This is a genomic window from Bradyrhizobium sp. CCBAU 51765, assembly GCF_015291725.1.
In the GTDB taxonomy this organism is placed as follows: domain Bacteria; phylum Pseudomonadota; class Alphaproteobacteria; order Rhizobiales; family Xanthobacteraceae; genus Bradyrhizobium; species Bradyrhizobium liaoningense.
Genome location: NZ_CP030038.1, coordinates 324,922 through 343,405, shown reverse-complemented (window position 1 = coordinate 343,405; position 18,484 = coordinate 324,922). Strand labels below are relative to the sequence as shown.

Here is an 18,484-nt window from a genome sequence, read left to right as displayed (position 1 = left end):
CGCATCGCGCCGGAATGACGAAAGGTTAGAGCAATGGTTGAATTCGCACTTCCGAAGAACTCCAAGATATCAGGCGGCAAGACCTGGCCGAAGCCCGCGGGCGCCACAGAGGTTCGCGAGTTCAAGGTCTATCGCTGGAATCCGGACGACGGCAAGAATCCGAGCGTCGACACCTATTACGTCGACACCAATGATTGCGGTCCGATGGTGCTGGACGGCCTGATCTGGATCAAGAATCACATCGATCCGTCGCTGACCTTCCGCCGCTCCTGCCGCGAGGGCGTCTGCGGCTCCTGCGCCATGAACATCGACGGCCAGAACACGCTGGCCTGCACCCGCTCGATGCACGACGTCAAGGACGGCGCTGTGAAGATCAATCCGCTGCCGCACCAGCCGGTGGTGAAGGACCTCGTCCCCGACCTCACCAACTTCTACGCCCAGTATGCGTCGATCGAGCCCTGGCTGAAGACGACCTCGCCGACGCCGCAGAAGGAATGGCGCCAGAGCCATGAGGACCGCGAGAAGCTCGACGGCCTCTACGAGTGCATCCTGTGCGCCTGCTGCTCGACCTCGTGCCCGAGCTATTGGTGGAACAGCGAGCGCTATCTCGGACCCGCCGCGCTGCTCCAGGCCAACCGCTGGGTCTCCGATTCCCGCGACGAGGCAACCGGCGAGCGGCTCGACAATCTCGAGGACCCGTTCCGCCTCTACCGCTGCCACACCATCATGAACTGCGCCAAGGCGTGCCCGAAGGGACTGAACCCGGCGGAAGCCATCGCCGAGCTCAAGCTCAAGATGGTCGAGCGCCAGATCTGATTGGCCCTGTGTGAGCGACGACGTGTCTCACTGCGGCCCGGAGCGTTGTCGGTTCTGATCGAATCAGAACCGACGCTTGAAATCATCCTCAAACGATGATCCAAGCGCGACGTCGATCACCCGATCCCCGTCGCGCTTTATTGATGCTCCACGACACGCTTGGTGCCAGGCAGAGGCGACGCTGCCGCCGCGCCAGGTTTTGAATTCCCGCGCTCGATTGCCCAGCGCAGTTGGCGGTCCGTGGCGCGCAACTTGATCTCGTCCGAGGCGAGCGCCGCGAGATTGGCAAGGATCTGCTTCTGCGTTTCGTCCAGCGCGCGTGGCCGAGTGTCGATCACGCAGAGCGACCCCAGGGTAAAGCCGTCGGGATCGCTCACTGGGCAGCCAGCGTAGAACCGAAACCCCAGCTCACCCTTCACCGCCGGATTCTCCGCAAACCGCGAGTCGGTCGCGAGGTTCTCGGCGACCATGATCCCCTTCTGCAGAATGGTGTAGTTGCAGAACGCCCAGCCGCGCGGCGTATCGACCATATCGAGCCCATAGCGCGACTTGAACCATTGTCGGGTCGGGGTCAGCATCGTCAGCAGTGCCACGGGAGCATCAAGGCTGTGCGCCGCCAGCCAGGTCAGGCGATCGAAAGAATCTTCAGGCGGCGTGTCGACGAGGCCAGAGCGTTCGAGTGCGAGAAGCCGCTGGCCCTCATTGTCCGGGAAGGGAAAGGAAGGCGGCGTCTCGAACGGAAAGGGATGTCCGACGGCGGCTTTGAAAACGGTTTCGATGGCTGCAGGCAACGCCGGCAATTCGTCGACGAACACCGTCATTCTGGAGCCGGGCCCGCCCTCGCCTGATCGCGGGGTCGCAGCCGAGCGCCCGACGACAAGGATCTCGGTACTGCCGAGTGATGGATCGGCATGCAGGCTCTCCAGCATGGCGAGTCTGCTGACGTCCGATGTTTCGGCTTCGATCACAACGGCAGCCGGCAACCGCGTGCCGATCGCAAGCAGCGCGGTGTAGATGTCCGAGTAACTTTCGACGACGCAGAAATCGACCTTCGCCAAGGCCGCCTTGTAATCGGCCATGCGTTCTTGCCGCGCAATGAGGATCACCCGGGCGGAAGCCAGCATCGGCGGCTCGCCGGAGCCGGCGATCAGCCCGAGAACGTCGCGGCGGTAGACGCGGCGATGACCCCCAGGGGTTTTCCAGGACGGGATCGAGCCGCCTTCGATCAGCAGCTGCGCCGTGCGGACCGAGACGCCCAGAATCCTGGCAGCCTCCGCCGTCGTCAGAATGTCCTTGGCCATACCATCCATCTTTGCCCCCGACCGCGCGCCGGCCGGCCTCGTCCCAGACCTCACAATGTCGTGCTCCCACCTGTGTTGACAAGAGCCGGTTGCTGCTATTTTGATAAATTTGATGATAACGATAGATTTGATAAATCTGATAGGACTGCTCCGCACTGCATGGCAGATGCGAGCTGCCGAGGGGCACGTCTTCCTCTGGAAGAAGCCGGGCTCTGGCCCTGAGCCGCACTGCGAGTCGTCCTCGCGCAAGCCGAACCGGCGCGCGGCTGGCCACTCCACACACTCTCAACCACGGGAATGTCGCGATCCGTGACGCCTCTCGACCGAGCTTCGTCCCGGCGACGCCCCCTCTTCATCTCCCTTACCGCCGTCTTCCTGGCGCGTTGCGTCCCCCGCACCGTCGATTTGTCTGGAGCATCCTCATGAGTGACTTTCTGCCTTCCGATCTTCCGGAGTTTGCTGACCGCGTTGCGGCCAATCAGCGTCGCCTCCACGAAAATTCCAGCGGCCGTTACGACTTCGTCGTTTGCGGCGCTGGCAGCTCCGGGTCGGTCGTTGCGCGCCGCCTCGCCGAAAATCCCTCCGTCACTGTTCTGCTGATCGAAGCAGGGGGAAGCGACGAGGTGCCGACCGTCATGGAGCCGGCGGCATGGCCGGGCAACCTCGGCAGCGCGACCGATTGGGGCTTTGTCGCAGAGCCCAATCCGCATTTGAACGGCCGTGCGCTTCCGATGTCGATGGGCAAGGTTCTCGGCGGCGGCTCCAGCATCAATGTGATGCTGTGGGCGCGGGGTCATCGCAGTGATTGGGATTTCTTCGCCGAGGAAACCGGCGATCAATCCTGGGGTTACGACGCAGTCTCGAAGATCTTCCGGCAGATCGAGAACTGGCAAGGCAAGCCCGATCCGCGCCATCGCGGCACCGGGGGCCCCGTCTTCGTGCAGCCGTCACCGAATCCCGGTCCCGCCGCCCTGGCCATGCTCGATGCAGCAGAGGAGATCGGTATTCCGACTTTCGAAAGCCCCAATGGTGAGATGATGGAGGGCGAAGGCGGCTGCGCCGTTACAGATATCCTGGTCCGGAACGGCAGACGCCATTCCATCTTCCGCGCCTATACCTATCCCTATCTCGATCGGCCCAATCTCACCCTGCTGACCGGCACGCAGGTCTCCCGCGTCCTGCTCGAGCGCGGGCGGGCCGTCGGCGTCGAGGCGGTGCGTGACGGCAGGACATTGCGGATCAACGCGTCCAGGGAGGTCGTGCTTGCGCTCGGTGCAATACAGACACCGTCCGTGCTGATGCGCTCCGGCATCGGCGATGAGAACGAGCTTCGAGCGCTTGGCATACCCGTGGTCCAGCACCTGCCCGGTGTCGGTCAGAATCTGCAGGATCACGTATCGTTCGGATGCATCTGGGAGTATCGCGAGCCGATCGCGCCGCGCAACACCGGCAACGGGGCGACGCTCTATTGGAAATCCGATTCTGCACTCAGGGCTCCCGACCTGCTGTTCTGCCAGGTCGAGTTTCCCGTGCCGAGCCCCGAGACGGCCGGCCGGGCGCCTGCCCATGGCTGGACGATGTTCGCCGGCCTTGCATTGCCGAAGAGCCGAGGCAGGGTGAGGCTCCGAAACGCCGAGCCGCTTGCGACGCCGCGGATCGAAGCCAACATGCTGTCGCATCCTGACGATGTGAAGACGGCGATCGCCTGCGTCGATGTTTGCCGTACGCTCGGCAATACCCGCGCCTTCGAGCCGCTGGTGGCGCGCGAGTCGATGCCCGGCCCTCTCGGTGGCGCCGAGATGGAACGCTTCGTGCGCGACTCCGCGGTGACCTACTGGCATCAGACATGCTCGGCGAAGATGGGACGTGATGCGATGTCCGTGGTCGATGGCAAGCTCAAGGTCTACGGCATCGACCGGCTTCGCATCGCCGACGGTTCGGTGATGCCGCGGATCACCACCGGGAACACGATGGCGCCCTGCGTCATCATCGGAGAGAAGGCGGCACGCGCGCTGCGCGACGAGCACGATATCTGACCGCCAGCCTCCCCGAACGGCGGCTTGCTGCCGCCTCACCTCACGTGCCCCCCTCGAACAAAGCCGCGAGGGGGGCTATCGCGCCGGTCCGGCGGGAATGTCCCGCGCGTGATTCATTGGAATACAACCACAGATTATATCTATAATCGACTTCCTTCCTTGCGCGAAACTCAGTTAAGCTGGCGATCAGGGACCGGAGCGACTGTGCAGAGGGCGCAACGCAACTCGCTGAGGCTGTTGCAGTGGATGATGGCGGCATCCCTGGCGCTGCCGGTTGCGCTCTTCGCCGTTGCCGCCACGATCTCCTACACGTCCACCAGGGATATCGCCGACCGGGAGATCGAGCGGACGGTCGATGTCGCTCATGAGCATGCGCTCAAGGTGTTCGAGACCATCGACCGCAGCCTCGCCGAGCTCAACGAGGTCGTGCGCGGCTTGCCGGACGACATCATCCGCGCGCGAGAACCGGCGCTGCATCGCCGCCTCAAGCGGCTGACCGATGCGCTGCCGCAGCTGAAATCGGCCTGGATCTTCGATGCGAACGGAAAAGCGCTGGTCAACAGCCTTGTCTCGCCGCCGCCGGACCTCAGCTTTGCCGATCGCAATTACTTCTACGCCCACGTCGACCATGGCATCGGCACTTTCATCGGCACGGCCCTGACGCCACGGCCACCCTATCAGGGCGCGCGCTTCTTCGGGGTCAGCCGCCGCCGCGACTCCGACGACGGCAGCTTCATCGGCGTGATCCAGGCCTCGGTCCTGCCGGAATATTTCGAGAGTTTTTACGCCAGAATTGGATCGGATCCCGGCAGCTTCTTCGCGATGGGCCGCACCGACGGCGCGATCCTCACGCATTTTCCCCGGCTTGACCGTGAGTTTCGGCTCGATCCGGCCGGGCCGGTGGGCCGGAAGATCGCAGCTCAACCCGAGCACGGCTTCATCACCGTCGACTGGCCCTCGGACGGCATCGAGCGGCGCATCGCCTACCGGCGCGTCGCCGAATATCCGATCTATGTCAGCGCCGGGCTCGAGACCTCTGCGATCCGCGCGCGCTGGCTCGCCACCATCGGTCAGCATCTGGTGTTCGGCATTCCCGCCACAGCGCTGCTGTTCCTGTTGCTGGCGCTCGCCTTGCGGCGCACGCAGAACCTTCAGGCGGAAGCTGCGAAGCGGCGCGAGGCCGAGGAGGCGCTCAAGCACAGCCAGCGCCTGGAGGCGCTCGGGCAGCTCACCGGCGGCGTCGCGCACGACTTCAACAACCTCCTGACCGTGATCCGCGCGTCGGTCGACCTCCTGAACCGGCCGCAACTGACGGAGGAGCGCCGACAGCGCTATATCACGGCCATCGCGGATTCGGTGGCGCGCGCGGCCAAGCTGACCTCGCAGCTGCTCGCCTTTGCGCGGCGCCAGACCCTGAAGCCGGAGGTGTTCGACGTCGGTGCGCGGGTGCAATCGCTGCACGACATGCTCGCCACGCTGCTGGGCTCCGCGATCGAGATCGTCATGCGGCTGCCGGCGGAGCCGTACCTCGTCAATGCCGATGCCAGCCAGTTCGAGACGGCGCTGATCAACATGGCCACCAATGCGCGCGATGCCATGCGGGGCAAAGGCACGATCGTTTTCAGCGTCGAGGCCGCAACAACCGTTCCGGACACGCTGGCGAAGCTTTCGGCCAGCCAGACCTTGGCAAACCATGGCTTCGTCCGCGTCAACGTCAGCGACACCGGTGTCGGCATTCCCGCTGCACGGCTCGGGCGCATCTTCGAGCCGTTCTTCACCACCAAGCAGATCGGCCACGGCACCGGTCTCGGCCTGTCCCAGGTGTTCGGCTTCGCCCGGCAGTCCGGCGGTGAAGTGACCGTCACGAGCGAGGTGGGGCATGGCAGCACCTTCTCGCTCTATCTGCCGCGCGTGCCGCCGGAGCTGCTGCCGCAGCGCCAGGCGCCCAACACTGCGCCGGCAATGGCCGGTACCGGCATGTCGGTGCTGGTGGTCGAGGACAATATCGAGCTTGCCAATTTCGCCGCCGATGGCCTCACCGAGCTCGGCTACAGCATCACGCTGGTCGACAATGCCGCCGATGCGCTTGCCGAGCTCGTCGTGAACGCGGATCGCTTCGACGTCGTGCTCTCGGACGTGGTGATGCCCGGGATGACCGGGCTCGATTTGGTACGGGCGATCCGCGAGCGCGGCATCGCCGTGCCGGTCGTGCTGACCACGGGCTACAGCCAGGCCCTGTCACAGGAGGGCGCGGCCGGCTGCGATCTCGTGCAAAAGCCCTATTCGATCGAGGAATTGTCGCGCGTTCTGCACCGGGCCGCGCGGCTGCGGCACGTCAACAACGGCGCCGCCGAGTGATACGGCGGCCGGAACCGAAGGGAACCGTTTGATTTCCTCGTGCGTTGTCCGCTCATGCACAAGCCGGCCACAACGCGCGAACCGGGCAGGAAACCGCCCATTGTGGAGATCAAAGGCGAGAACGGCGATGAGGTGGCACCGCCCCCGCCGGAGCTGGTCGAACCCGACCCCGAGCTCTCACCCGAGGAAGCCGAGCAGGCCCGCAAGGACTATCTGCTGACCCGGTTCTGGATCAGCGCCCGCGGCTTCTGGGGCCGCAACGGCGACCGCCTGGCCTGGCCGTTCTCGATCGGTCTCGGCCTGCTGGTCGTGCTGACGGTTGGCTTCCAGTACGGCATCAATGTCTGGAATCGCGCGATCTTCGACGCCATCGAGAAGCGCGACGCGGCGAGTGTCTTCCATCTCACGGCGGTGTTCGTCCCACTCGCGATCGGCAGCATCGTGCTCGCAGTGGCGCAGGTGTTCGCGCGCATGGGCATCCAGCGGCGCTGGCGGGCCTGGCTCACGGCGAGTGCGCTGACCCGGTGGCTCAAGAACGGGCGTTACTACCAGCTCAACCTGGTCGGCGGCGATCACGAAAATCCCGAATACCGCATCGCGGAGGATCTGCGGATCGCGACCGACTCCCCGGTCGATTTCCTCGCCGGCGTGACGTCCGCACTGCTGTCGGCCGTGACCTTCATCGTCGTGCTCTGGACCATCGGCGGCGCGCTCACCGTCACCCTCGGCGGCTCGGCCATCACCATCCCCGGCTTCCTCGTGATCGCCGCGATCCTCTACGCCGCGATCGCATCCAGTTCGATCGTGGTGATCGGCCGGCGCTTCGTCCAGGTCTCCGAGGACAAGAACCAGGCCGAAGCCGATTTCCGCTACACGCTGACGCGGGTGCGCGAAAACGGCGAGAGCATCGCGCTGCTCGGCGGCGAGGAGGAGGAGCGCGACGGCATCGACCGCAATTTCACCCGCGTGCTGCGGCAATGGGCGCGACTCGCCGGCCAGCACATGCGCACCACGCTGGTGTCGCAGGGATCGAGCCTGGTTGCGCCGGTGGTGCCGCTGCTGCTGTGCGCGCCAAAATTCCTCGATGGCAGCATGACGCTGGGGCAGGTGATGCAGGCGGCTTCCGCCTTCACCATCGTGCAGAGCGCGTTCGGCTGGCTGGTCGACAATTACCCCCGGCTGGCAGATTGGAACGCCTGTGCGCGTCGCATCGCCTCGCTGATGATGTCGCTCGACGGCCTCGAACGCGCCGAGCGGGGCGATGGCCTTGGCCGCATCAAGCGCGGCGAGACGCGCAACGACGCCATGCTGGAGCTGAAGGATCTCTCCGTCACGCTCGACGACGGCACCGCCGTGGTCGGCGAGACCGAGGTCGTGATCGAGCCCGGCGAACGACTGCTGGTCGCCGGCGAATCCGGCACCGGCAAGAGCACGCTGGTGCGCGCCATCGCAGGCCTATGGCCCTGGGGCGGCGGCAGCGTCAATTTCCATGCCGACCGCCGGCTGTTCATGCTGCCGCAGCGGCCTTACGTCCCCTCCGGCTCCTTGCGGCGGACGGTCGCCTATCCGGGCGCTGCCGACCACTGGACCGTCGAGGAGATCGGCGAGGCCCTGCACAAGGTCGGCCTCGATCATCTCAAGGAGAAGATCGAAGAGGAAGGACCCTGGGACCAGACGTTGTCCGGCGGCGAGAAGCAGCGCCTCGCCTTTGCGCGGCTGCTGCTGCACAATCCCGACATCGTCGTGCTCGATGAGGCGACCTCGGCGCTCGACGAGAAGAGCCAGGACAAGATGATGAAGATGATCACCGACGCGCTGCCGAAGGCGACGATCGTCAGCGTCGCGCATCGTGCCGAGCTGGAGGCCTTCCACAGCCGCAAGATCGTGCTGGAGCGGCGCAAGGGCGGTGCCAAGCTCGTCAGCGACATCGACCTGATTCCGCGCAAGGGCAAGCGCAAGCTGCTCGGCCGCTTCCTGAGGCAACGCAAAAGGGCCGCGTAGCACTCTCTCTCCGTCGTCCCGAACAAGCGTGCGCCGATCCGGGGCCCACCCACAGGGAGCAATGTGGCGAAGACTTGGACTGGGCATCTCGCGCCACATTCGCTCAACAGCGATGACACGCAAGACCTGACGCAATACGTTCCTGTCACGCCGACAGGGGCGGACAAGGGAGGTTGCCATGATCGATCATCTGGGTATCTCGGTCTCCGACTATGAACGCGCGAAATCGTTCTACACGACGGCGCTGGCGCCGCTCGGCTACAGCCTTGTCATGGAGGTCACGGCAGAGCAGACCGGCCACGCTTCCGCCGCAGGCTTCGGCGCCGAGGGCAAGCCCGATTTCTGGATCGGCGGCGAAGGCGCCATGAACAAGCCGGTGCATGTCGCCATTCGCGCCAAGGACCGTGCCACGGTCGATGCCTTCTACAAGGCCGCAATCGCGGCTGGCGGCCGCGACAACGGTTCGCCCGGCATCCGCCCCCATTACCATCCGAACTATTACGGCGCGTTCGTGCTCGACCCTGATGGCCACAATATCGAGGCCGTCTGCCACGCGCCGGAATAGGAGGATTCGACAGGAACATCGTTCCAGGCAGGCCGTTATCGTTCCTTGCAAAAAGGAGCACGACATGGCCAACGACAATGCCGGCAACGTCGATCGCGTCTGGGACCTGATGAAGAAAATCGGGTTCGCGATGCTGGTCACGCGCGACGGCGACAAGCTCCGCGCGCGGCCGATGAGCGCCTATCTCGACCGCGACGCGAACACGATTCTTTTCCTGACCGATGCACGGCGTCACAAGGATGAGGAAATCGCGCTCAATCCATCCGTCAACCTGTCGTTCGCGGATGCCGGCAGCCAGAAATATGTGTCGCTGACCGGCACTGCCGTCGTCTCCAACGATCGTGCCAAGATCAAGGAGCTGTTCTCGACGCCGGCCAAGGCTTGGTGGGACTCTGCGGAAGATCCCAACATCCGCGTGCTCAAGGTCACGCCTGACGACGCCGAATTCTGGGACTCGCCGGGAACGGTGATCTCCTACGTGAAGATGGCGGCCGCGGCCGTCACGAACACACGCCCGGACATCGGCGAGAACCGCAAGGTCTCGATGTGATGCCGATCGAACCGCCCGAGATTCCGCCGTCGACACCAGGCACGCCAACTGAGCCGCCGCCCGGAATCCCCCCTGGCAATCCGCAGCCTGAGATCACACCACCGGTCCGCGAGCCAGGCGAATCACCGCGGCCCGACGAATTGCCTGGCAACGTGCCCGAAGAGATTCCATCGCGCGGACCGAATGGGCCGCTCACGCCGAATCCTGCGACAGATGCAATGCCGCGGGATCACGCATGAACTCTCCAATCACATGCAAGGCGATTGCAACCAGCATCTGAATGCGCAATGAACGTCGCCATAGTGAGATGATTTGCGTGCAGAAATAAATCGGGCTGCGGCTGCATCGCCTGCCACAATGCGGCCTAACGCGTAGCTGTTCATCCCGACACTTCGTCAAAGAACCTTCCGGGGAAGTTCAACACCATGACCAACCTTCGTTTCGTGCTGCTTGCGACGACGGCTCTGACCGCGATGCAATTGGCAAACACCGCATCGCATGCGCAGGACGCTTCGCCGCTCGTGGTCGCGCAGGCCCAGCCTCAAGAGACGGGCCCTGACGGAAAACCGAAGCAGCCGCCGAAGGGACCGCCGGCAGCGGCTCCGCCTGCAGCACCCGCGCGCCCGGCGGCACCACCGCCCGCGGCTGCACCGCCCCATCCGCCCGCCGCGCCCCCGCCGGCAGCCGCACCGCCGCGTCCGGCAGCGCCGCCACCGCCTCCGCCTCCACCTGCGGCCCGTCCGGCGCCTCCGCCGCCACCGCCGCCGCCGGCCGCTCCGAAGCAGCCTGCGCCGCCTCCGGCTGCGGCTCCGCAGCAGCGCGCCCCGACACCACCGCCTCCGGCACCGCCCGCTCCGCGCGCGGCTCCCACGCCGCCAGCACCGCCTCCTGCAGCGGCTCCGCAGCAACGCGCGCCGACCACGCCGCCACCCGCAGCACAGCCGCACACGCCGCCGCCTCCGGCACCGTCCGGCGCACGCCCGGCTCCGACGCCGCCGGCGCCGCCTCCCGCAGCAGCTCCTCAAGGCCGCCCGACGCCGGCTCCCACCGCGACACCGACGCCTGCGCCCGCAGCGCCGGCGGCACGACCGGGTGCGCCTGCTCCGACGGCCGCACCTGCGCCGACCGCAACACCCGCACCGACAGCAACGCCGGCTCCGGGCAGCACGCCTGGCGCACCGCCAGCCGGCCGCCCCGGTACACCGCCGCCCGCTCCGGCCGCGACGCCAGCTCCCGGCAGCACCCCGACGCCGCCGCCTGGACGCCCGGGGGCGGCGACGCCGGCACCTGGCGCGACCCCAGCGCCGACGGCAACCCCAGCTCCGACGGCGACGCCAACCCCGGGTCAGCAGGGTGCCACGCCACCCGCCGGAGCACCGGCAGCCGGAGCTCCGCCCCCGCAGGCTGGTGCCCCGGCCCGGCCGCCGGCGCCTCCGGCCGGCGCCGCGGCTCCGACCGTGGTGCCTGGCACGCCGGCCGCAGCGCCGCCCGCCGACAGGGCACAATATCGGCCGCCGACGGTGGCACCGGCCTTCCGCGCCGCGCCGACGGTTGCTGCACCGCTGCCGCCACCGCCGCGTCCGCCGCAGCGTGACCTCACGCCGCTCGCGATCGGCGCCGGCGTCGTGGCCGGCGCCGTGATCGGTGCCACCATCGCCGATCTCCATAACCAGCGCCGCGAGACCATCGAAGGCGGCCGCACTGTCTACACCGAGCCGGACCGCATCATCGTCCGCGATCCGGGCGGGCAGGCCTATGTCCGCGGCAACGATCTCTATCGCTTCCGCTACGGGGCCCGCGACATCCGCACCGACACCGTCGGCGGCGAAACCCGCACCGTCGTGATCCGTCCCGACGGCAGCGAGATCATCACCGTGGTCGGCACCGACGGCCGGCTGATGCGGCGCATCCGCAGGGACCCCGCCGGGCGCGAGGTCATCATCATCGACAACACCTACCGCGATCCGCGGTCGGTCGGCGGCTTCTATGTCGACGTACCGCCGCCGGTCGTGAACATCCCCTATGATCGCTACATCGTCGATGCCCAGGAGGCGTCGCCGGACTTGATCTACGAGACCATGGAGGCGCCGCCGGTGCAGCGGATCGATCGGCGTTACTCGCTCGACGAGATCCGCTACAGCCCCAATGTTCGCATGCAGATGCCGAGCATCGACGTCAACACGATCAACTTCGAGACGGGATCGTGGACCATCCCGCCGGACCAGGCGGCCCGGTTGCAAGCGATCGCCGACGGCCTCAACCGTGCGATCCAGCGCAACCCGCGCGAGGTGTTCCTGATCGAGGGGCACACCGACGCGGTCGGCAACGAGGTCGACAATCTGTCATTGTCTGACCGTCGCGCGCAGGCCGCGGCCGAACTGCTGACGCAGCAGTTCGGTGTCCCGGCGGAGAACCTGACGTCGCAAGGCTACGGCGAGCAGTACTTGAAGGAGCAGACGCAAGGACCGAGCGCGATCAACCGGCGCGTCACGGTCCGCCGCATCACGCCGCTGCTCAACGGCGGGACGGCCTCGCTGCCGCCGCCCCCGCCCGGCACCGCGCCGCCGCGCTGAGGCACAAGCCACAAACGCAAATGGCCGGGAGCGATCCCGGCCATTTCATTTTGCATGTATTACGCACTCATCGCCTCTGGCGGCAGGCAGGCCTCGCAAACGGCCGCAACGTGCCGGTGATCGGTGCCGCAGCAGCCGCCGAGAATCCGCATCTGCGGAAACGCGCGCCTGAGCGAGAGGTAACGGCGGCCGAGATCGACGGGATCGCCGCTGTCGAGTGTCTCCGATTCGTCGAGCTCGGCATGGCTCTTGATCGACGCGTTGGCCCTGATGCCGTGGATGCGCTGGACCCACGATTCGCCGGCCGCGAGCGCGCCGTCAAAATGGGCCGGATGCGCGCAGTTGATCAGGAAATATTCGCAAGCACGGTCCGTTGCGTCGTCGACCGCTTCGATCGCCTCGCGCAACGACTCGCCCCTGACGAGGCGGCCATCGGTCTCGACCGTGAAGGAGATCGCGACCGGTATGTCCTGCGTCTTGGCTGCACGCACCACGCCGACGGCTTCGTTGATGCTGTTCAGCGTGAATGCAGTCACCATGTCGGCGCCCGCCTCGGCGAAGGCTGCGATCTGGGCCGAGTGGTAGACCTCCGCCTCCGCCGCGTCCATGTTGCCGGCCTTGTAGCCGTCGCCACGCGGACCGATCGCACCGTTGATCACGCATGGGGTGCGAGGCGATTCCCATGTGCTGCGCAATTCGTCGAGAAAGCGAATGGCGCCCATGTTGACGGCCTCGAGCCCGGCCGCATCGTAGCCGAGCCTGGCGCCCCAGTCCGGGTTGGCGCGCCAGGTCGGACTGTCGAGCACGAAGCCGAGTCCATGCTGCCGCGCGATGCGAAGATAGGCCTCGTAGTACCGCTTCAGATGCGCGCGACCATCGGCGCTGTTCAGCAGCACGAATGCCGCGAAGTGCGGCAGCTCCAGCCCTTGGTGGAAGATCAGGGTGGTCTCCATGCCGCCGTCGGTCAGGAAAATGCCGCCGCCATGCTGCGGCAGACCATGTCTGTATCTGGCCATCGATCGCTCCATCATTTGGACGGGCCCGCTCTCTTCGGTCGCGCCATGCCCGTCTTCGGTCTCGGCATTTGGTGCCGCATAATGTCGCGTCGCTCTAGAAGCCCCGTGGTGCGGCTGAACTTCCGCCCGCAAGCAGAGACAGATCAAAGACTTGCATGATCCATTCGGAGTGGTCGTCGGCCGGTAGGCGGCAAATTCCGCACCGCCGGTACGGTTTTGGAGGCATCGATGGGAAAGGGCGAAGCGACGCGCGAGCGCATTCTCGAGATCGCGGAAGCGGCGGTGCTCGCAAAGGGCTTCGGAGCAACCTCGATCGACGAGGTCATCGCCGAGGCCGGACTGACCAAGAGCGGATTCTTCTATCACTTCAGGGACAAGAACGCCCTCGCACGGGAGATGCTGCGCCGGTACGTCGAGACCAACGATCGCCTGTTCGACGATATCTTCAGGCGGGGGCGCGAGCTCTCGGACGATCCGCTGCAGTCGTTCCTGATCTCGCTGAAACTGCTCGCCGAGGTGATGGCCGACCTACCGAACGGCCATCCCGGCTGCCTGATCGCCAGCATCTGCTATCAGGAGCGCCTGTTCGACCGCGAGGTTCGCGACCTGACCGCGCAATCTGTCCGGAGCTGGAATGCGCACTTCCGCGCGATCCTCGACGGCATCGCCGCGGTCTATCCGCCGCGCGAGGCGATCGACCTCGACGATCTCGCAGAGATGATCTCGTGCGTGGTCGACGGCGCGATCATCATGTCGAAGACACTCAACGATCCGAAGCGGCTGGAGCGGCAGATCCTGCTCTTCCGCAGCTGCGTGAAGCTGATCTTCGCGCCGCCTCCCTCATCATGAAAGGCATGTGACCTGAGCGAGCCGGGTGCGGACCGCACTGCCGCGCCCGTTCGCGGGAGGAGCGCAACCGGGTCGCAGTTCGCAATCGAACCGCTGCATCATTGCCCCGCGGCCAATCCCAACGCGTCGGCCATGACGCGAAACACCTCGGTATTGTCCATCGAGCCATGCACGCGCTCGCTGCCCGGTCCGGTCGCGGTCAGGATGACGTCCTCGCCCGAATGCACGCTGGCGCCGATCATCGCCGAAAGATTGCCGGGGCGCAGCACCGCGCCCGGAACGTCCTTGTATTTGTCGTTGGCCTTGAAGGTCCCGTCGGCGCCGGCCTTGACGGTCGGCTCGTTGGGATTGTCCAGCTTCGGACGGAACGTCTCGTAGTGATCCGGCAGGCTGGCGGAGAAAATGGCCAGCCGGCGGCTCACGTCGATGCGTGCCGGATAACCTTCCGCGTCGGGAGCCGGATAGTTGGGAAATCCAGCCCGATCGTAGACGCCGACGCGCTCGCGCAAGGGAACGTTGGGCACGGTGGCCATGTCGTCGTTCACCGTGCCGACGAGGCTGTTGGGATGATTGTGGTCCGCCAGCACCAGGATGAGAGTGTCGTCGCCGCGCGCCCGCGCCCATTCACGCGTCTGGCGCACCGCATTGTCGAGCATGATCGTGTCGTAGACGGCCCGCTCCATGTCGAGCAGATGTGCATATTTGTCGATCATTCCGGATTCGACCATCAGGAAGAAGCCGGCCTCGTTCCGCGACAGCAGTTGCAGCGCCGCCTGCACCTGTTCGGTCAGGTCGGGCTGCTCAGGAAATTTCTTGACGCCGCCACCCTTCAGGAATTTGCGGTCGAGCACACCGTCCATGTTGCCGGTGGCGAACAGGCCGAGCAGCCTGGCCGTCTCGGGCTTTGCCGAGAGAGCGCCGAGCTCGCTCGCGGTGGTCGCCACCTGATAGCCTGCATCGCGGAACTTGGCGATGTAGTCGGTCTCGTCCTTGCGTTTCGAGCCGGCGGCCGACTTCGGCAGAAAATTCGCGCTGCCGCCGCCCATCAGGACATCCGGCTTCGCCGCAAAGAACTGCTCGACGATCTCGTCGTAGGCGGCACGGCGGCGCGTGTGCGCCACCATCGCCGCCGGCGTCGCGTCTTCGATCTCGGTGTTGGTGACGATACCGATCGCCATGCCGAGCCGCCTCCTGGCGAGGCTCGTGATGGTCTCGACGCGGGGATCGTCGAACGGGCTCGCGGTGCGGTCCGCATAGACGCCGAGCGCGTTGACGGCGCTCTTGTGCCCGGTCGCATAGGCGCTGGCCGCGTTCGCGGAATCGGTGACGATCGAATCCGAGCCTGCGGTTGCCACCAGTGCCATGTGAGGCATGTCGTCGATGGCGAGCTTTCCGCGGCTCTTGCCCTCCGAAATCCCCTTGGACAGGATTCGGGCTGCGACCCGATGCGCCGGCGACATCCCGTCACCGATGAAAAGGATGACGTTCTTCGCCTTGCGCGGACCCGTGTCGTAGACCGTCCATGTGACGCTATGCTGGCCCATGCCGTCGCTCACGTCGACGACGACGTTGCCCGGCCTGGTCAGCGTGACGTCGCGCAGGATCAGGGCCGACTGATCCTTGCCGTCCTCGCGCTCGATGAAGGTCCCGTCACGACCGAACGCGGTCGCATGATCCGCCCCGTTCACCGTCACCTTCAACTTGGCGGGATCGACCGGCCCGGGCAGCTCGACCTTGAAGTCGAATTTGGCTCCGGCCAGGATCTCGGCACGATCGATCGGATAGATCGTCTGCGCCGACAGTGACGATGTCCAACAGAGGACGATGAGAGAGGCGAGTGCCGATCTCCTGATCATTTGCGACGCTCCGAAATCCCATTCCGACAGAAACAGGAGCGTAGCGATCGAGAATGACAAGGTCATTAAGCGCGTGGCAGGGCAACGCATATGGGAGCGATATCGCCTGTGGCCATCCTTCGAGACGCCCGCCGTTGGCGGGCCCTCAGGATGAGGACCGAGTGCGTTGCGCTAGTTTCAATCAGCACCGATGCCGCTTAGCCTCATCCTGAGGGCCCGCCGGAGGCGGGCGTCTCGAAGGACGAGGCGCGCGCTCAGCTCGCGCAACGCACCATATGCGATGTCCCTGCTACGACACGAGGCTCAGCCCTTGTCGCTCTCCAGGCGGAAGATCTGCGAGCCTTCGCTGCCCGAGAGCAGGCCGGTGTCGCTGTAGAGCTTCAGCTTGGTGCGGGTGTCGGCGATGTCGAGGTTGCGCATGGTGAGCTGCCCGATGCGGTCGGCCGGCGTGAAGGCGGCGTCCTCCACCTTTTCCATGCTGAGCCGCTCCGGCGCATAGGTGAGGTTGGGGCTCTCGGTGTTGAGGATCGAATAGTCGTTGCCGCGGCGCAGCTCGAGCGTGACCTCGCCGGTGACCGCGCGCGCCACCCAGCGCTGCGCGGTCTCGCGCAGCATCAGGGCCTGCGAGTCGAACCAGCGGCCCTCATAGAGCAGGCGCCCCAGGCGCATGCCGCTGATGCGGTACTGCTCGATGGTGTCCTCGTTGTGGATGCCGGTGACGAGGCGCTCGTAGGCAATGTGCAACAGCGCCATGCCCGGCGCCTCGTAGATGCCGCGGCTCTTGGCCTCGATGATGCGGTTTTCGATCTGGTCGCTCATGCCGAGGCCGTGGCGGCCGCCGATGGCGTTGGCTTCGAGGAACAGCGCGACGGGATCGGAGAAGGTCTGGCCGTTCAGCGCCGTGGGCTGGCCTTCCTCGAAACGCACCACGACCTTCTCGGCCTTGACGGCGCAGTCGTCGCGCCAGAACGGCACGCCCATGATCGGGTTGACGATCTTGACGCCGCTGTCGAGGCTCTCGAGATCCTTGGCCTCGTGGGTGGCGCCGAGCAGATTGCTGTCGGTCGAATACGCCTTCTCGGCGCTCATCTTGTAGGCAAAGCCCTGCGCGGTCATGAACGCCGACATCTCGGCGCGGCCGCCGAGCTCGTCGATGAACTGCTGGTCGAGCCAGGGCTTGTAGATCTTCAGGCCGGGATTGGTGAGCAGGCCGTAGCGGTAGAAGCGCTCGATGTCGTTGCCCTTGAAGGTCGAGCCGTCGCCCCAGATATTGACGCCGTCCTCCTTCATCGCCGCGACCAGCATGGTGCCGGTCACCGCGCGGCCCAGCGGCGTGGTGTTGAAATAGGTGATGCCGCCGGTCGAGATGTGGAAGGCGCCGGACTGGATCGCGGCGATGCCTTCGTGCACCAGCTGCGTGCGGCAATCGACCAGGCGCGCCTTCTCGGCGCCGAACTCCATCGCCTTGCGCGGGATCTCGTTGTAGTCGGCCTCGTCCGGCTGGCCGAGATTGGCGGTGTAGGCGTAGCAGCGCGCGCCCTTCTGCTTCATCCAGAGCAGCGCCGCGCTGGTGTCGAGGCCGCCCGAAAACGCGATGCCGACTTTCTCGCCCTTGGGCAGGCTTTTCAGGATCGTGGTCATGGGGCTTCCAATCGGGTCTCAAGGGCTGATGAAGGTGCGAACTTGACCGCGCGAATATCAAATTTCGCAGGGCTCGGCACCCCTTTAATGGCCTAAACCGACGGCTCGGGACCGGTCTTGCGGCCGAACAGGCGCTGGCGGAGCCGGTAGCCGGGCATGCTCAGCCGGGTCAGGGCGGCATCGACCGCCTCGTCCGAGAACCGCGTCCGCGGCCAGCGGTAAATCAGCGCGTAGGCGAACCAGATCACGACGAAGGTGACGAGGCCGGCGATGGAAACGTCGGTGAAGAAGTGGCCCCCGAAGGCCATGCGCAGCCCGCTGGTCAAGGCGCCGAACACCACGGCGGCGGCATAGGCGAGCGGGCGCCACGGCGGCGGCGCCAGCGCGGCCGGCGCGAGCGTCCAGAACGCGGTCGCACCCTCTCCCGAGAAGAACGAGCAGTTGCGCGCGCAGCCGCCGCGCGGATCCCACCACGGCACGAATTGCTGGTCGCCGGCAAACTCCGTCACCACCACCGGGCGTGGCCGGCCCCAATAGGTCTTGAAGGTGAGGTTGGTGAGGATGCCGGCCGACAGGATGATCGTGACCAGCAAGAACACCATCGCGCGGCCCGACACCATCAGCGGCCGGTCCGGCCGGATCATCTTGACCACGAGTGCGACCAGCGATGGCAGCACGAATGCCCAGGCGACCCACATCGCGGCGTCACGTGCGAAACTGGCCCAGCCGTTCAGCTTGAGCGGAAACGTCCTGGTCTCGGGATCGAAGAACAGCGCTGCGAGCTTGAGATCGAGCTCGGGATAGAGGCCGAAGACGACGCCGATCACGAGCCACAGCGCCAGGGCGATGAAGAGTCCAGTCCGGTTCATGGCGCGCGGTTTAGCGGAGTGAGGCGGAGATGAAAACCCCAACGGCGGTGCCC

General features: G+C 65.9%; 14 protein-coding genes. 9 read left to right on the top strand and 5 right to left on the bottom strand.

Translation table 11 applies throughout. The annotated features are described in order from the left end of the window. The first annotated feature begins 33 nt into the window (after positions 1 to 33). Positions 34 to 816, top strand: a complete 783-nt coding sequence (locus XH96_RS01590) for a succinate dehydrogenase iron-sulfur subunit (protein ID WP_194390764.1) — start codon at positions 34 to 36, stop codon at positions 814 to 816. A 137-nt stretch (positions 817 to 953) separates the two neighbouring features. Here the strand turns inward: XH96_RS01590 and XH96_RS01585 are convergent, their stop codons facing one another. Next, positions 954 to 2,117, bottom strand: coding sequence for a GAF domain-containing protein (locus XH96_RS01585; RefSeq protein ID WP_194393992.1), 1,164 nt, complete (start codon positions 2,115 to 2,117; stop codon positions 954 to 956). A 422-nt stretch (positions 2,118 to 2,539) separates the two neighbouring features. Between XH96_RS01585 and XH96_RS01580 the strand changes: the two genes are divergently transcribed. From XH96_RS01580 to XH96_RS01555, 7 genes are all read left to right on the top strand, one after another. Next, entirely contained in the window at positions 2,540 to 4,153 is a 1,614-nt protein-coding gene (locus tag XH96_RS01580) for a GMC family oxidoreductase (RefSeq protein WP_194390763.1), read from the top strand. A gap of 204 nt (positions 4,154 to 4,357) precedes the next feature. Next, positions 4,358 to 6,511: a hybrid sensor histidine kinase/response regulator gene (locus tag XH96_RS01575; RefSeq protein WP_194390762.1), complete on the top strand. Its 2,154-nt coding sequence runs from the start codon at positions 4,358 to 4,360 to the stop codon at positions 6,509 to 6,511. Positions 6,512 to 6,565: 54 nt separating this feature from the next. Then, on the top strand, positions 6,566 to 8,512 hold the full coding sequence (locus XH96_RS01570) for an ABC transporter ATP-binding protein/permease (RefSeq protein WP_194390761.1): 1,947 nt from the start codon (positions 6,566 to 6,568) through the stop codon (positions 8,510 to 8,512). Between the two features lie 178 nt (positions 8,513 to 8,690). Beyond that, positions 8,691 to 9,077, top strand: coding sequence for a VOC family protein (locus tag XH96_RS01565; protein ID WP_194390760.1), 387 nt, complete (start codon positions 8,691 to 8,693; stop codon positions 9,075 to 9,077). Between the two features lie 64 nt (positions 9,078 to 9,141). Continuing rightward, positions 9,142 to 9,627: a pyridoxamine 5'-phosphate oxidase family protein gene (locus XH96_RS01560; protein WP_194390759.1), complete on the top strand. Its 486-nt coding sequence runs from the start codon at positions 9,142 to 9,144 to the stop codon at positions 9,625 to 9,627. Further along, entirely contained in the window at positions 9,627 to 9,866 is a 240-nt protein-coding gene (locus XH96_RS39005) for a hypothetical protein (RefSeq protein ID WP_246789908.1), read from the top strand. The genes XH96_RS01560 and XH96_RS39005 overlap by 1 nt, the downstream gene beginning before the upstream one ends. Before the next feature lie 186 nt (positions 9,867 to 10,052). Then, positions 10,053 to 12,200 (top strand): OmpA family protein, encoded by a 2,148-nt coding sequence (locus tag XH96_RS01555; RefSeq protein WP_194390758.1) that lies wholly within the window; start codon positions 10,053 to 10,055, stop codon positions 12,198 to 12,200. Between the two features lie 59 nt (positions 12,201 to 12,259). Here XH96_RS01555 and XH96_RS01550 read toward each other — a convergent pair whose 3' ends face one another. Continuing rightward, the gene (locus tag XH96_RS01550) at positions 12,260 to 13,216 is read right to left on the bottom strand and encodes a homocysteine S-methyltransferase family protein (protein WP_194390757.1); all 957 of its coding nucleotides are present in this window, start codon (positions 13,214 to 13,216) and stop codon (positions 12,260 to 12,262) included. 228 nt (positions 13,217 to 13,444) lie between these two features. Between XH96_RS01550 and XH96_RS01545 the strand changes: the two genes are divergently transcribed. Beyond that, positions 13,445 to 14,065, top strand: a complete 621-nt coding sequence (locus XH96_RS01545; RefSeq protein ID WP_194390756.1) for a TetR/AcrR family transcriptional regulator — start codon at positions 13,445 to 13,447, stop codon at positions 14,063 to 14,065. Positions 14,066 to 14,163: 98 nt separating this feature from the next. Here the strand turns inward: XH96_RS01545 and XH96_RS01540 are convergent, their stop codons facing one another. From XH96_RS01540 to XH96_RS01530, 3 genes are all read right to left on the bottom strand, one after another. Then, positions 14,164 to 15,921, bottom strand: a complete 1,758-nt coding sequence (locus tag XH96_RS01540) for an alkaline phosphatase (protein ID WP_194390755.1) — start codon at positions 15,919 to 15,921, stop codon at positions 14,164 to 14,166. A gap of 303 nt (positions 15,922 to 16,224) precedes the next feature. Then, positions 16,225 to 17,562, bottom strand: a complete 1,338-nt coding sequence (argG, locus tag XH96_RS01535; RefSeq protein WP_194390754.1) for an argininosuccinate synthase — start codon at positions 17,560 to 17,562, stop codon at positions 16,225 to 16,227. 92 nt (positions 17,563 to 17,654) lie between these two features. Beyond that, the gene (locus XH96_RS01530; protein ID WP_194390753.1) at positions 17,655 to 18,431 is read right to left on the bottom strand and encodes a phosphatase PAP2 family protein; all 777 of its coding nucleotides are present in this window, start codon (positions 18,429 to 18,431) and stop codon (positions 17,655 to 17,657) included. Between the last annotated feature and the right edge of the window lie 53 nt (positions 18,432 to 18,484).

What these genes read in the sequence shown, in the direction of transcription:
- XH96_RS01590 (WP_194390764.1), top strand. Translation starts at nt 34, where the DNA reads ATGGTTGAATTCGCACTTCCGAAGAACTCCAAGATATCAGGCGGCAAG.
- XH96_RS01585 (WP_194393992.1), bottom strand. Translation starts at nt 2,117, where the DNA reads ATGGCCAAGGACATTCTGACGACGGCGGAGGCTGCCAGGATTCTGGGC.
- XH96_RS01580 (WP_194390763.1), top strand. Translation starts at nt 2,540, where the DNA reads ATGAGTGACTTTCTGCCTTCCGATCTTCCGGAGTTTGCTGACCGCGTT.
- XH96_RS01570 (WP_194390761.1), top strand. Translation starts at nt 6,566, where the DNA reads ATGCACAAGCCGGCCACAACGCGCGAACCGGGCAGGAAACCGCCCATT.
- XH96_RS01565 (WP_194390760.1), top strand. Translation starts at nt 8,691, where the DNA reads ATGATCGATCATCTGGGTATCTCGGTCTCCGACTATGAACGCGCGAAA.
- XH96_RS01560 (WP_194390759.1), top strand. Translation starts at nt 9,142, where the DNA reads ATGGCCAACGACAATGCCGGCAACGTCGATCGCGTCTGGGACCTGATG.
- XH96_RS39005 (WP_246789908.1), top strand. Translation starts at nt 9,627, where the DNA reads ATGCCGATCGAACCGCCCGAGATTCCGCCGTCGACACCAGGCACGCCA.
- XH96_RS01555 (WP_194390758.1), top strand. Translation starts at nt 10,053, where the DNA reads ATGACCAACCTTCGTTTCGTGCTGCTTGCGACGACGGCTCTGACCGCG.
- XH96_RS01550 (WP_194390757.1), bottom strand. Translation starts at nt 13,216, where the DNA reads ATGGCCAGATACAGACATGGTCTGCCGCAGCATGGCGGCGGCATTTTC.
- XH96_RS01545 (WP_194390756.1), top strand. Translation starts at nt 13,445, where the DNA reads ATGGGAAAGGGCGAAGCGACGCGCGAGCGCATTCTCGAGATCGCGGAA.
- XH96_RS01540 (WP_194390755.1), bottom strand. Translation starts at nt 15,921, where the DNA reads ATGATCAGGAGATCGGCACTCGCCTCTCTCATCGTCCTCTGTTGGACA.
- argG (WP_194390754.1), bottom strand. Translation starts at nt 17,562, where the DNA reads ATGACCACGATCCTGAAAAGCCTGCCCAAGGGCGAGAAAGTCGGCATC.
- XH96_RS01530 (WP_194390753.1), bottom strand. Translation starts at nt 18,431, where the DNA reads ATGAACCGGACTGGACTCTTCATCGCCCTGGCGCTGTGGCTCGTGATC.